This is a genomic window from Clostridium sp. CAG:43, assembly GCF_000434655.1.
GTDB classification, from domain to species: Bacteria; Bacillota; Clostridia; order Lachnospirales; family Lachnospiraceae; genus Otoolea; species Otoolea fessa.
This window is the reverse complement of record NZ_FR895101.1, coordinates 13,902-27,153: the sequence shown is the minus strand read 5'-3', so window position 1 is coordinate 27,153 and position 13,252 is coordinate 13,902. Positions and strand designations below refer to the sequence as shown.

Here is a 13,252-nt window from a genome sequence, read left to right as displayed (position 1 = left end):
TAGGGGAAACGTGGGTTATAATGTATTTTTCTTATGGGAAATATCGTGTAAAGATATTAGAAGAAGTAGGTGGTACTGGTAATTCTACGAATGTTATATCTGATAGAAAAAAAGAAGAGTATATTTATAATGATTTGTTAAAAGAAAATATTTATTTTGAAAAATCAGAGCTTTCAGATGGGAAATTTGAATATAGTGCTAATATTGTAAAAGGGGATACATACTATCAAATTTCAGGGATAATTCCTAAAAAAGAGTTTAAAAAGATTGTTGAAAATTTATTTTTAGAAAATTATTAGGGGGAAATTTTATATGAGAAAAAAATTATATACACTGATATGTGCAGGAATGATTATAGCTGCAAGTATGATGCAAGTTTATGCAGCAGACACACAGTATATTAATGGAGTTTCGGTTGAAGAGGCGGACTATAGCAATGCTTGTTTATTAAATGAAAATGTTTCGGAGGGAATTGCGAGGGGGATAGAACCAAGGGGAAGTATTATTGATACGGCATTAACAAGAATTAGTAATTTAGGAAAAGGAGATATTGGAATCCTTATTCAGACAGTAGCTCATGTAGAGTGTGATAAAATAAAAAATATTGCAGTTCTGCAAAGAGAAGAGGATGGTAAATGGGTAGAAGTTTCTAGATATATATATGATGCTAGCAAAGAGGATTTTCCAACGGAAGATTTATCAGGAATGTCGAATGATTTTACAGTGAAAAACCAGAAAACAGGATATTATTATCGAGTAGTTGGCGTTCATTATGTAGAGGTCAATGGAAAGGGACAGTCCTTTATGACAAAAACAGAGGGAATCAAAATCACCGAATACGGCGACTAATTCTAAATGGGGACAGTGTTACTAAATTTATATTTGCAACACGAAATAGTATGAAAAAAGCGATCACATAAATACCCCCACCTGCAATCATCCAGGAATTTCTGATTCAAAATTCCAGATGTTTTCAGGTGGGGGTTTTAAAATGGTTTTTCACTATGCCAGCGGGCGTGAAAGAATCGACCAAAAGATACTTATTTCACGTTCGCCTTATACTCCTTCAACGCCTGTGCCAGCTGATCCGGGCAGGAAGTTGGGCGGAAGCCGCACTGGATGCCTTCGATGCGGGAGATTGCCTCGTCAATATCCATGCCATCGATCAGGCGGGCAACGCCCTGTGTGTTGCCGGAGCAGCCACCGACGAACTGAACATTCTTTACTTTATTATCTTCTACTTCAAAATTGATCTCACGGGAACAGACTCCCTTTGTCTTGTATGTCATGGTAAAACCTCCTCAAAATGGTATGTGTTTTAATCTGCTGTGGCGGGAATCCACCGCAGTAAAATGATTATAGTCTGCCAGTAAAGGTGTTGTCAAGATAACAAAAATCCAGTATACTTTTGAGAAGATACGGTCGCGTTAAAAAGGATAGAAGGATGAATGATAGAAAAAACAGGAGGACAAACAGATGTTAGGAATCATCGGAGCGATGGATGAAGAGGTGGCTCAGATCAAGGAGAAAATGACGGATGTCACCGTGACAAGTGTAGCCGGTATGGATTTTTATCAGGGTAAACTGGGCGGAAAGGACGCGGTTGTGGTTCGCTCTGGTATCGGCAAGGTAAATGCAGGTATGTGCAGTCAGATTCTGGCGGATCGGTTCCATATCAGTGCGATTGTGAACACAGGTATCGCCGGTTCCCTGCGCGCGGAGATTAACATTGGCGATATCGTTGTATCGACGGATGCGGTGCAGCATGATATGGATGCGAGCGGATTTGGATACCGGATCGGACAGATTCCGCGTGTAGATACCTTTGCATTTGAGGCGGATGAGAAGCTGCGCGAGCTGGCGATTGAGTGCAACCAGAAGGTAAATCCGGAGATTCAGGCATTTCCGGGACGCGTGGTAAGCGGCGATCAGTTTATCTCGGATAAGGCAAAAAAGGAGTGGTTGATCGAGCAGTTTAGCGCAAGCTGTACCGAGATGGAGGGCGCAGCGATCGCACAGGCGGCATATTTAAACGGAATCCCGTTTCTGATCATCCGTGCCATTTCGGATAAGGCAGATGACAGTGCGGGTATGGACTATGCGGCATTTGAAGCGCAGGCGATCAAGCATTCGGTAAACCTCTTATTAGAGATGGCATCTCGTTATGAGGCATAATTAAATTCATAAGCACGAAAATTTGAAAAACGGCACACCGCATTCTCGTTACTTTCGTGATGAGTTAGGTGTGCCAAATTTTTTGTAAAACACAGAACGCGTGTTTGCTATATGTGGAAACATATGGTATAACTTAATGATATTGCATGCTTAAACACCCATTAAAAATCGAATTAAGGCAGAATTTGACGAACGATTTTCCCCTTTCTCATCTTCACAAAGACTCTTTCGGCGGATATAATAAAGCCACGATGCAGGCGGGATTTGACAGGGCGCAAAAAGCAGAATGTGAAAAGCAGAATGCAAAAAGCAGAATGTGAAAAGCAAATTGCAAGAGACAAACTGCGAAGCGCCTAAACCTGACCTGTGGCAAGCCACCCGGAAGTGATCCGGAAGTAGAGAAAGGGGAGCTTTTTTATGCTGGAATTTTTACAAACTGGAAAAGCGCTGTCCGTTCTTGCGGCAATCGGAATGATCGGATTTGTCAGCAAGTTGATTACACGGAGCCTCTACAAAAGATTATTAAAAGAAACTGACAACATGGCGATGACCCGGAACAAGAATCTTCAAAATCTGAAGCAGCGGTTGGAAAATACCTGCCGCCTGGGACAGAACATCGTGAACACGCAGGCATATCTGGACAAGCAGATTGACGGATTTTCATTTTTACATATTTCGCTGGATGCGTGGAACGGCGTGTCAATGGAAATGGTGCTTTTAGGGCTTCTGACCGGAGCAGCGGAGGCATTTCTGGCATACTGGTATGAGCTGGATGCGAGTTATATTGTGCTGTATGCGTCGGCAGCTGTCATGAGTGGTCTGTTTCTGGCATTTATCGAGAGCTGTTTCCAGATTGACCAGAAACAGCAGCGGCTGGAAACGGCGCTTTTGGAGTATGTGGATAATTCGGTGTTCCTTCGGGCGGCACGTGAGAAGGAGACGCGCGGACAGGAAATGTCCGGAGCTTCTGGAGTATCCGGCGGAATTGCTGGTGTGGACTCGAATGTGCGGGAAATGCCGAAATGGCTGCAGAGTACTCTGCGGGCAGATCGCGGCGTGAGTGGTCGGGATGGTGCTGAAACGGATAACCGGGATCTGGGAGAAACAGAGTTTGAAAAAGGAAAATCGCGGACAGCGATGAGAGTGAATCCGTTCCGTGAGCGGGATGCACGGGCACAGAATCTGATGCGGGCAGTTCGCACTGCACCGCGCGAACCGGAGGAACGGGACAAGCATGAGACAGATGGGCATCTTACGGATCGCCGGATGGTATCAGGAAATGAAACGGAAAACAATACGGGTCCCAGGCAGGAAGCGAAAGAGCGTCCCGGCGACAAGGAAATGGAGTATTTGAAGCAGAGCCTCGACCAGATTGCAGCAAGCCGGGATACGCGGAAAACACGAAATGGCGAGGCAAATGCGGGTGACTGGATGAAAGGTTTGAGCCGCGAGGAGGCGCAGGTTCTGGGGGATATTATGAGGGAGTATTTATCGGGGTTGTAAATGATGATTCCAACTGAAAACTGGTTGCATACGGGTGTCCAGATTGCTATAATAAAGATAAGTTAAGTTTTTGACAAAGTAATCACGCCGCCTGCGGACGGCTGAAATGCAAAGGAGAGGAAACATATGGGAAAAGATGTGATCTTTGATTATTCAAAAGCAGCTGCATTTATTCATGAGGAAGAGATCGCCGGTATCAAGGCGGGCGTGCAGGCGGCAAGAGAGACGCTGGTAGATAAGACCGGTGCGGGCAATGATTTCCTTGGATGGATCGACCTTCCGGTGGACTATGATAAGGAAGAGTTCGGACGCATCAAAAAAGCGGCGGAGAAGATTCAGAAGGATTCCGATGTCCTGCTGGTAATCGGTATCGGCGGTTCGTATCTGGGCGCAAGAGCGGCGATCGAGTTCCTGTCCCATAGTTTTTACAATAATCTTCCGAAAGAAAAAAGAAAAACACCGGAGATTTACTTCGTTGGCAACAGCATCAGCAGCAAATACATCCATGATCTGATGGATTTGGTCGATGGAAAAGATTTCTCTATCAATATTATTTCCAAGTCCGGTACGACAACGGAGCCGGCGATCGCATTCCGTGTATTTAAGGAGATGCTAATTGAGAAATATGGTAAAGAAGAGGCAAACAAGCGAATCTACGCGACGACAGACCGGGCGCGGGGCGCACTCAAGAATCTGGCAAATGAAGAGGGCTACGAGTCCTTCGTGGTTCCGGATGATGTTGGCGGTCGTTTCTCCGTCCTGACGGCAGTCGGTCTGCTTCCGATCGCGGTCAGCGGCGCGGATATAGATGCGTTGATGCAGGGCGCGGCAGACGCGAGAAAGAATGCACTGGAGACTCCGTTTGAGAAGAATTCTGCTCTGTTATATGCGGCGGTCCGCAACATTCTGCTCCGGAAGGGCAAACAGGTTGAGATTGTGGCAAACTATGAGCCGAGCCTGCACTATGTATCGGAGTGGTGGAAACAGCTCTACGGCGAGAGCGAGGGCAAGGATCAGAAAGGTATTTTCCCGGCAGCGGTTGATTTAACAACCGATCTTCATTCGATGGGTCAGTTCATCCAGGACGGCGCGAGAATCATGTTTGAGACAGTTCTGGAAGTGGCCGAATCTCCGGCGGAGATCATTTTGAAGAAAGAAGATGTTGACACGGACGGTATGAACTATCTGGCTGGCAAGAGCGTGGATTTCGTCAACAAGAGTGCGATGAACGGCACGATTCTGGCACATACCGACGGCAGTGTGCCGAACCTGAAAGTGACGATCCCGGCGATGGATGCGTACAGCTTAGGACAGCTCTTCTATTTCTTCGAATTTGCCTGCGGCGTCAGTGGATACCTTCTGGGCGTCAATCCGTTCAACCAGCCGGGCGTAGAGAGCTATAAGAAAAATATGTTTGCATTGCTTGGCAAACCGGGCTATGAGGAAGCGAGAGAGGCGCTGCTTAAGAGACTGTAAGGGGCGGGTCTGTAAAAGAATATGCGTTCTGCGGCGTTCACTCTGGCATGTTCCATGAAGGAAACTGCAGCCCGGATCTAAAAATAGAAAACGGAACATAGAATAAAAAACGCTTTTATCAGCAAAAACTGATAGAGGCGTTTTTTTGTGTGTAATAGGAAATTCCTTGGAATTCCCTATTACACAAAAAGGCACATTCTTTTATGCCGCAGAACCTCGAAAAAACAATTTTCAAAAATTATAGATAATTTTTACATAAATCACCTCCTGCATTTTACAAACCATCTTTAAGATAGAATCTGGACACAGCACAAGTGATTTGACAGAAGAGAAGCGCGGCAAAGGACTCCCGATCACGATTTTGAAATAGATGGCTGGTTCCAAGGTAAGACAGACTGGGAGATGGGACACCGCAGCAGGAGGAGAACGAATGAAGGTAAGTATGAGACGTCTGATGGCGCTTGCGATGGCAGGCACGATGACATTGATGGCAGGATGCAGCCAGGCATCCAGCTCGGCGACAGGAAGCAGCGACACACAGAGCGCGTCCGGAGAGAGCGGGGCAGAGAAGACGGCATCCGGCGATAAAACGGTGATTGAATACTGGCACTGTAACGCAGAAACCCAGGGAGGTCTGGTCGTAGACGATCTGGTAAAGAAATTTAATGAGGAAAATGACCACATCGAGGTAGTAGCGAAATACAACCCGGATATGTACAAAGGTCTGATGCAGAACCTGCAGGCGGAAGCGGCGACCGGAAATACACCGGCGCTTGTTCAGATTGGCTGGGCATTTCTGGATTATTTCTCCAATAACTTTGACTATGTGGCGCCGCAGGATGCGATTGATAAATTCGACAGCGAGGATGCAAATTTCTTAACCGATAATTTCCTTCCAAATGTCTTAGACCTGGCGGTCAACAGCAACGGCGAGCAGGTCGGAGTCCCGTACTCCTTAAGCAGCCCGGTTCTCTACATTAATAAAGATCTCTTAAAAGAAGCGGGCCTTTCCGAAGATGGACCGGAGACCTGGCAGGAAGTACAGGAATTTGCCGGGACAGTCAAAGAGAAGACAGGAAAATATGGTTTCTATATGCAGGAACCGGCAGATTTCTGGGCGCAGCAGGCATTGGTTGAGAGCGCGGGAGCGGATATGTTGACTGCGGATGCATCCGGCAAGAAAAAAGCAAGCTTTGCAACCGAGGACGGCATTGCGGCAATGCAGATGATGCAGGATATGGTAAAAGATGGTTCTGCCCTTCATGTTTCATGGGAAGAGGGCTGCCAGAGCTTTATCGACGGAAACTGTGCGATGCTTTACACCACCATTGCGAGACGCGCTTCCGTACAGAAGGGGGCACAGTTTGACGTAGCAACCGTGAAATCCCCGCTGTGGAACGACAAGGAGCGCAAGGTTCCGGCAGGAGGCTGTTTCTTAGCCATCACCGCGCAGAGCAACGAGCAGATTCAGGCGGCATGGGAGTTTGAGAAGTATCTTTACAGCGTAGAATCAATGGCAGCATGGATCGAGGGAACCGGTTATGTACCGCCGAGAAAAGATGTGGCAGAGGCAGAAAATGGATTGAAAGATTTTCTGGCTGAGAACACAATGATGAATGCAGCGATTGAGCAGATGGACGGCGTTGTATCATGGACCGCATTCCCGGGCGATGCAGGCCTTGAGGCAGAGCAGCTTCTTCTGGATATGAGAGACCAGATTCTGGGCGGTCAGGTATCTGCGAAAGATGGTATGACGAGCACACAGGATGCGATCAACCAGCTGCTGGATGCACAGTAGGGACAGGCAGCCTGACGCTTGGAACAGCTTTCGGGTGGCAGGAAAATCATTACAAAATTTAGGACAGAAATGAGAATGGGGTTGTTGCGGAATAGCAGAACGTGTTTTGGCAGAATGGACTGTGTGCAGATAAGACGCAGGAAGCGGCCGGAGCGCGAAAGAGCTGTTTGGCGGCAGCCCCTTCATAAAATGCAGGCTCAGAGTCTTTCCAACACCTGCTGTTGTGGCTGGGCAGGCGCCGAAAGATTCCGAGCGTACATTAGAATGGAGGAAATAGTTTGAATCGGGAGGACAAAAAACAGGCAGCGCTTGGATATGTTTTTTTGCTGCCGTCGCTCGTCATGTTTGCGGTATTTATGTTTTATCCGCTTTTTTACACGCTGTATTTGAGTTTTTTTGAATGGAACATGGTAAAGCCGGTCAAGAAGTTTGTGGGACTGGGGAATTATATTTCCGTTTTGAAGGATCCGAATACATGGAAAATCTTTGGCAATACATTCTGGTACATCGTGATTCTTCTGGTGTTTAACTTTGTGATGCCGTACATTTTATCATTCATTCTTTCGTGTGTCATCAAAAAGGGACAGAGTTTTTACAAGGCGGTCTTTTTCCTGCCGAGTGTGATTTCGCTGGTCGTCGGCTCGATTCTGTATACATGGATTCTGAATCCGATTTCGGGTCCGGTCGCGATTGTGGCAGGCTGGTTTGGGCTGAAACTGCCGTTTTGGTCGAAAACGGAGGGCTGGGTCATCGCGGTACTCTGCATTATCACGACCTGGAAGACGTTTGGCTACAATTTCATCAACATCCTGGCGGGAGTCTCCGGTGTCTCAATGGAGGTCATCGAGGCGGCGCGTCTGGAAAATGTGCCGATGTGGAAGATTTTTAAGGATATCGTCGTGCCGATGAGTTCTGCAACTGGAATCTATGTGTTTATTACGACGATCGTGCAGGGACTCCAGTATGTGTTCACGCCGATCAAGGTCGTCACACAGGGAGGACCGAACTATGCCAGCTCGAACCTGATTTATATGTCGTACCATGAGGCGTTTACACTCTATAAAACAGGAACTTCCTCGGCGGTATCGGTCATGACGATGGCACTCTTTATCATTCTTTTGGTGCTGGAATTCCGGTTTGTAGAAAAGGGGGTTTACTATGAAAACTAAAGACAGACAGATCGGCTGGCATCTGTTTCTGGTGGTGGTCGTTTTCCTCCTTCTGATGCCGATCGTATTTGCAATTTCCAACTCTTTCAAGACGATGCAGGAGGCGTTCAACACAGTTTTTCAGGTGATTCCGCTGCATCCGACGCTGGAAAATTACCGGCATGTATTTGACAAACTGCCGTTTGTGAAAATCACGCTGAATACGTTTCTGATTGCATCGACGGTCACGATTTTTAAGACAATCACGGGACTTCTGGCGGCGTATGCGTTCGTCTATTTCCGGTTTAAGGGAAAAGGATTTTTGTATTTTATTATGTTAAGCACGCTGTTCATCCCGTTTACGGTCACGATGATTCCAAATTATCTTCTGATCTCTAAGATCGGTCTGCGCGATCGCATCTGGGGCGTCGCACTGCCGCAGCTGGCGGATGTGCTGGGAATTTTCCTGCTGCGCCAGGCAATGCGTGGAATCCCGCTGGCACTCATTGAGGCGGCACGGATGGAAAATATCCGGCACATGAAAATCATGCGCGACATTGTGATTCCGCTGGTGCGTCCGTCCATCATTTCCACCGGCATCATTTTCTTTATCAATTCGTGGAATGAATATGTGTGGCCGGTGCTGATCTTAAAATCCAAGGAAAATTATACGCTGTCGCTGGCATTGCAGATGTACATCAGCGCCGAGGGCGGTACGGAATTTACGATCGCGATGGCGGTGTCGGTGCTCACGATGCTGATTCCGCTGGTACTGTATATCATTTTCCAGCGCTATATCATCAATACATTTGCGGCGTCTGGATTGAAGGGATAACGGGAGATTGCGCTGGACATAAGAAAGGGATAGATTAATTCAATGAAAAATATTGTATTTGAAAATGTTAAAAAAGCGTATGGCAAAAATGTGGTCGTGGAAGACCTCTGCATGGAGGTAAAGGAGGGCGAACGCCTGATTTTATTAGGTCCGTCCGGCTGTGGAAAATCGACGACACTTCGCATGATTGCGGGACTGGAAAATGTGACCGCCGGAAACCTGTGGATGCGCGACCAGGTGGTAAATGATGTGCCGTGCGGCGAGCGCGGTGTCTCGATGGTGTTTCAAAACTATGCGCTGTTTCCGCATATGAGCGTCAAGAATAATATCATATATGGTTTAAAAGCGCACAAGATGGATGAGAACGAGATCGATGCGCGCTTAAAAGAAGTCCTCAAAATGCTGGAACTGGAAGGGCTGGAGGATCGGAAGCCGAAGGAGCTTTCCGGCGGACAGCGCCAGAGAGTGGCATTGGCGAGAGCCGTGGTAAAGCGCGCCGACTATTTCCTTCTGGACGAGCCGCTGTCAAACCTGGATGCACAGCTTAGGATGCGTGCGAGAAAAGAACTGGTAAAAATCCATGAAATGTACCACCCGACGTTAGTCTACGTTACGCACGACCAGATCGAGGCGATGACGGTTGGCGATCGGATCGCGCTCATGTACCGGGGCAAGATGGAAATGCTCGATACCCCGTCACACGTGTACAATCGTCCGGCAAGCGTGTTCTGTGCGAAGTTTATCGGTTCGCCGTCCATGAATATCGTGGAGGCGGAATATCATAACGGGGCGCTTGTCATCGGGAAACAGAAGGTAGAACTTCCGGGTATCTGGCAGCGGATCGCCGCGCAGTGCCCGTCGGGACTGCTGTACGCCGGTGTCCGCCCGGAACACGTGATGATGAGCCGCACCCCGCAGGAGCGGTCGATCGAGGGCGTGGTCCGTTACGTGGAGGATTACGGAAACCGGTACGGTGTTTATATTCAGGTCGAGGGAGACAAGAACGAGCTGATTGCCATCCGCGAGGGCGAGATTCCGCAGCCGGGTGAGAAGGTATACATCCATGTGGAGACGGAAAAGCTGCATCTGTTTGACCGCGGGACGGAGAAATCGCTCGGTTACCCGGAGATGGTGATCCGCGCACAGGAAAAGCTGGCGGTGCCGAAATTGGAAAAGGCGATCGCCCAGTAAGAATAGAGATAATAGAGCGAAAAAAGTGTTTTCAAAACAAGATTCTGAACGTATATTTTGAAGAGGAGACATGCAATCATGAAAAAAATTCTTATCAGCACTAATATGTATAAAGGCAGCGAGTTCGGTCAGATCCTCCCGTACCTCAAACGCTTTCCAGGACAGGTGGGAGTCGAGGTGTTCCCGATGTTTCATGAGGAATGCTTTGAGAAGAACCTGCGGGACGCCATGCCGATCTTAAAGGAAGTCCCGGTCAGCTTCCATGGTCCATATTATCAGGCAGAGCATTCGGCAGCGGAGGGGGCTGTAGAGTATGCGCGCACGATGGAGCTGATTGAAAAGACGCTTTCGTATGCGAAAGAGCTTTCAAGCAAATATCTCGTTTATCATCACAACAACTGCCGCATCATACCGGGCGAGAAGGAAGACCGTGTCCGCGTTTCCTGTGAAAATTATTACACCGTGAAACAGCTGTGTGAGGAGGCGGGGACCCAGGTGGTCGTGGAGAATGCCGGAGTTCTGGAGCGCGGAAACCGTCTCTTCGATGAGCAGGAATTTATCGATCTGTGCCGCCGGGAACAGTATGCGGTGCTTATCGACATCGGGCACGCCTGGGCGAACGGCTGGTCGCTTAAGCGGGTCGTAAACGCGCTGGCGGACCAGATTGTGGCGTACCATCTCCACAACAACGACGGTGTCCACGACAGCCATCAGAGGATTCATGAGGGAACACTTGATTTTGACGGCTTCTTAAAACTGGCAAAGCAGGCGACGCCGGATGCCGAGTGGGTCATGGAGTATGCGATGGACGTTTCTGGAAATGTGCGGGGGATTGAGGAAGATCTGCAGTTTCTTTTGAAAATGGGAAGTGCTGCACGATGACACAGTGGCAGTGAATTTTGCCGAAAAGCCCCGCCTTGTCAACTCCTAAAAAAGCTGATATACTGGACATAAGATTGTGAGAAAAGATGTCCGGAGAGAACATCCGGACACGGTAAAAATGAAATTTGACAGCGGGAAAGGAACGGCAGGATGTTTCGTCTTTGGGGAAAAATGATGAAGGAAAACCGGATGATTAGGGATATTGTGATCAGCAACGGTGATTATACAATGTCGAGAACGGCGATGGTGTTTGACGCGATCGACCAGATTTGCTATGCCTTTGATCTGGGGCATCCGGTCTGGCTGGATAAGACGATCGAGGAGTTCAAACGCCACGATAAGGCGCGTTTTACCCAGGACAACTTTATCGAGAGCATCGATTTCGATTATCTGGAGATACAGGTGCTGGAAGAATAAAGGGCAGGCAGCCGTTACAAAAAGACAAAGACCGGGAGGGGCGAGATGGCACAGGCGATAACGGATGTGAAAACATTTCTGGAAGACGCCAGACAGGCAGTGGTGGAGCTGGCGGAGTTTGAAAAACAGGAGGAGACGCTTGCTCAGGAAGAGAAAAAGCGTCTGCGCGTGCTGGAGACGGAGCGGAAAGCGGTGGCAGATGCCGTGAATTCGACCGTGAAAAAGCGCCGGGATGAGATTGAAAAAAGCTATGACGATGAGCTTGGGAAGCTGCAGGATAAGCTGAAACGCACGCGGACACGCCGCGAAAAGGCGAAAAACCAGGGCATCAAAGAGCGGATTAAGGAAGAAACGCAGGAGCTTCACGCGCACAACCGAGAGCTTGCCGTGCGGATGCGGACGCTGTTCCAGTCGGATCGTGTTCCATTTGTCTGCAAAAGCCCACTGTACTATGCGTTGTATTTCCCGAGGGGATTCAAAGAATTTTTGACGGTGTTGATTACCTTTGCGATCTGTTTCCTGTTGATCCCGTGCAGCATCTACAAGCTGCTTCCAGAACAGAAGACTTTATACCTGGCGATGATCTACGGCGTGGATGTGGTTGTTTTTGGCGGACTGTATATCCTGATTGGAAACTGGACGAAGGATCGCCATCTGGCGGCGCTGCAGGAAGGACGTTCGATCCGCAGTCTGATCGCGGCGAACAACCGCAAGATCGCGGTGATCACCTCCTCGATCCGCCGGGATCGCAGTGAAGCGCTCTATGATCTGGAAAAATACGACGATGAGATCTCCCAGATGGAGCAGGATCTGGAGGAGACGGCGAAGAAGAAAAAGGACGCATTAAACACCTTCGAAAATGTGACAAAAACCATCCTGACCGACGAGATCACCGGCAACAGCCGTGCAAAGCTTGAACAACTCAAAGAAGCCCATCAGGAGGTCGAGAGCCGCCTGCACTATACTGAGACGGTAATCAAGGAAAAGAGAATCTTTATCACAGATACTTACGAGTGCTACTTAGGCAAGGAATTTCTGAATCCAGAAAAGTTGGACGCGCTGAAACATATTCTGGATAACAGCACAGCCGTTAATTTAAGCGAGGTCATCGCAGAGTACCGCGAACGCGGCGGAAAGTAAACTGCGGAATTTATTTCATAAAAATAAATAATTAGATATAGGAACAACTAGAAAAAAGATGTGACACCGGGCGCTGTAAAGCTGCCTTCTGCCACATCTTTTTTCGTCCGTGTATATATCCTTCAATTTTCGCATAATTTCCTGCCACCCCGCCTATAATAAAGGTAAAACAACCCCTGTCCAACAGGCAGGGAGAAAACAGGACGGTGTGGGAGATGAACAGACGGGGACGCAGCCGGTTCGGTGGCAGTCCGGAGATATATTACTACAATTCAGCCCGCCGGGACGCGGTGGGAGAGCTGGCAGGGCAGTTAAGTGGGCTAATTCAGGAAGAAATGACCCGAAGGCATAAAAAGAAACTGGTTTTCCTCTGCATCGGCACGGATCGTTCGACCGGAGACAGTCTGGGACCGTTGATCGGATATAAACTCAAACAGGAACGGCGGCGCGGTACGCTGGTATTCGGAACACTTGATCGCCCCGTGCACGCGATGAACCTGGAACATTACGTGCAGGTTTTAAAAAATGGGTACCCGGATGCGCTGGTGGTGGCGGTCGATGCCTCGGTTGGCGATGAAAGCCACGTCGGCTATGTCACGTTAGGGCGCGGGTCTTTAAAGCCGGGGCTTGGCGTCTGCAAGGAGCTTCACGCGGTCGGAGATCTCTTTATCACCGGGATCGTGGCGG

At 48.5% G+C, this 13,252-nt stretch carries 14 protein-coding genes; 13 read left to right on the top strand and 1 reads right to left on the bottom strand.

Features of this window, described 5'->3' with window-relative positions; translation table 11 throughout:
- Both QVO97_RS09155 and QVO97_RS09150 read left to right on the top strand, forming a co-directional pair.
- Positions 1-299: hypothetical protein (locus QVO97_RS09155; RefSeq protein ID WP_369678404.1), on the top strand; the 299-nt coding region annotated here is incomplete at its 5' end.
- Between the two features lie 13 nt (positions 300-312).
- The gene (locus tag QVO97_RS09150; protein WP_022360028.1) at positions 313-849 is read left to right on the top strand and encodes a hypothetical protein; all 537 of its coding nucleotides are present in this window, start codon (positions 313-315) and stop codon (positions 847-849) included.
- 191 nt (positions 850-1,040) lie between these two features.
- Here QVO97_RS09150 and QVO97_RS09145 read toward each other — a convergent pair whose 3' ends face one another.
- A complete protein-coding gene (locus tag QVO97_RS09145; RefSeq protein WP_022360027.1) occupies positions 1,041-1,289 on the bottom strand; it encodes a TIGR03905 family TSCPD domain-containing protein in 249 nt (82 codons plus the stop codon).
- 187 nt (positions 1,290-1,476) lie between these two features.
- Between QVO97_RS09145 and QVO97_RS09140 the strand changes: the two genes are divergently transcribed.
- The 11 genes from QVO97_RS09140 to yyaC all read left to right on the top strand — a co-directional run.
- The gene (locus tag QVO97_RS09140; protein WP_022360026.1) at positions 1,477-2,175 is read left to right on the top strand and encodes a 5'-methylthioadenosine/adenosylhomocysteine nucleosidase; all 699 of its coding nucleotides are present in this window, start codon (positions 1,477-1,479) and stop codon (positions 2,173-2,175) included.
- 417 nt (positions 2,176-2,592) lie between these two features.
- A complete protein-coding gene (locus QVO97_RS09135) occupies positions 2,593-3,678 on the top strand; it encodes a hypothetical protein (RefSeq protein ID WP_022360025.1) in 1,086 nt (361 codons plus the stop codon).
- Between the two features lie 126 nt (positions 3,679-3,804).
- Positions 3,805-5,154, top strand: a complete 1,350-nt coding sequence (locus QVO97_RS09130) for a glucose-6-phosphate isomerase (protein WP_022360024.1) — start codon at positions 3,805-3,807, stop codon at positions 5,152-5,154.
- A 430-nt stretch (positions 5,155-5,584) separates the two neighbouring features.
- The gene (locus QVO97_RS09125; RefSeq protein ID WP_022360023.1) at positions 5,585-6,952 is read left to right on the top strand and encodes an ABC transporter substrate-binding protein; all 1,368 of its coding nucleotides are present in this window, start codon (positions 5,585-5,587) and stop codon (positions 6,950-6,952) included.
- Between the two features lie 278 nt (positions 6,953-7,230).
- Positions 7,231-8,121 (top strand): carbohydrate ABC transporter permease, encoded by an 891-nt coding sequence (locus QVO97_RS09120; protein ID WP_022360022.1) that lies wholly within the window; start codon positions 7,231-7,233, stop codon positions 8,119-8,121.
- Complete coding sequence (locus QVO97_RS09115; RefSeq protein ID WP_022360021.1) at positions 8,111-8,935, top strand: carbohydrate ABC transporter permease; 825 nt, start codon at positions 8,111-8,113, stop codon at positions 8,933-8,935. Before QVO97_RS09120 ends, QVO97_RS09115 begins: the two co-directional genes overlap by 11 nt.
- Before the next feature lie 42 nt (positions 8,936-8,977).
- Positions 8,978-10,126 carry an ABC transporter ATP-binding protein gene (locus QVO97_RS09110; RefSeq protein WP_022360020.1) on the top strand — a complete coding sequence of 383 codons (1,149 nt, stop codon included), beginning with the start codon at positions 8,978-8,980 and terminating at the stop codon, positions 10,124-10,126.
- 78 nt (positions 10,127-10,204) lie between these two features.
- Positions 10,205-11,008, top strand: a complete 804-nt coding sequence (locus QVO97_RS09105) for a sugar phosphate isomerase/epimerase family protein (protein ID WP_022360019.1) — start codon at positions 10,205-10,207, stop codon at positions 11,006-11,008.
- A gap of 150 nt (positions 11,009-11,158) precedes the next feature.
- The gene (locus tag QVO97_RS09100; protein WP_022360018.1) at positions 11,159-11,425 is read left to right on the top strand and encodes a hypothetical protein; all 267 of its coding nucleotides are present in this window, start codon (positions 11,159-11,161) and stop codon (positions 11,423-11,425) included.
- Positions 11,426-11,470: 45 nt separating this feature from the next.
- Complete coding sequence (locus tag QVO97_RS09095) at positions 11,471-12,565, top strand: hypothetical protein (RefSeq protein WP_022360017.1); 1,095 nt, start codon at positions 11,471-11,473, stop codon at positions 12,563-12,565.
- A 215-nt stretch (positions 12,566-12,780) separates the two neighbouring features.
- On the top strand, positions 12,781-13,252 hold a 472-nt coding region (gene yyaC / locus QVO97_RS09090; RefSeq protein WP_288189510.1), incomplete at its 3' end, for a spore protease YyaC.

What these genes read in the sequence shown, in the direction of transcription:
- QVO97_RS09095 (WP_022360017.1), top strand. Translation starts at nt 11,471, where the DNA reads ATGGCACAGGCGATAACGGATGTGAAAACATTTCTGGAAGACGCCAGA.
- QVO97_RS09150 (WP_022360028.1), top strand. Translation starts at nt 313, where the DNA reads ATGAGAAAAAAATTATATACACTGATATGTGCAGGAATGATTATAGCT.
- QVO97_RS09135 (WP_022360025.1), top strand. Translation starts at nt 2,593, where the DNA reads ATGCTGGAATTTTTACAAACTGGAAAAGCGCTGTCCGTTCTTGCGGCA.
- QVO97_RS09100 (WP_022360018.1), top strand. Translation starts at nt 11,159, where the DNA reads ATGTTTCGTCTTTGGGGAAAAATGATGAAGGAAAACCGGATGATTAGG.
- QVO97_RS09125 (WP_022360023.1), top strand. Translation starts at nt 5,585, where the DNA reads ATGAAGGTAAGTATGAGACGTCTGATGGCGCTTGCGATGGCAGGCACG.
- QVO97_RS09115 (WP_022360021.1), top strand. Translation starts at nt 8,111, where the DNA reads ATGAAAACTAAAGACAGACAGATCGGCTGGCATCTGTTTCTGGTGGTG.
- QVO97_RS09145 (WP_022360027.1), bottom strand. Translation starts at nt 1,289, where the DNA reads ATGACATACAAGACAAAGGGAGTCTGTTCCCGTGAGATCAATTTTGAA.
- QVO97_RS09130 (WP_022360024.1), top strand. Translation starts at nt 3,805, where the DNA reads ATGGGAAAAGATGTGATCTTTGATTATTCAAAAGCAGCTGCATTTATT.
- QVO97_RS09110 (WP_022360020.1), top strand. Translation starts at nt 8,978, where the DNA reads ATGAAAAATATTGTATTTGAAAATGTTAAAAAAGCGTATGGCAAAAAT.
- QVO97_RS09140 (WP_022360026.1), top strand. Translation starts at nt 1,477, where the DNA reads ATGTTAGGAATCATCGGAGCGATGGATGAAGAGGTGGCTCAGATCAAG.
- QVO97_RS09105 (WP_022360019.1), top strand. Translation starts at nt 10,205, where the DNA reads ATGAAAAAAATTCTTATCAGCACTAATATGTATAAAGGCAGCGAGTTC.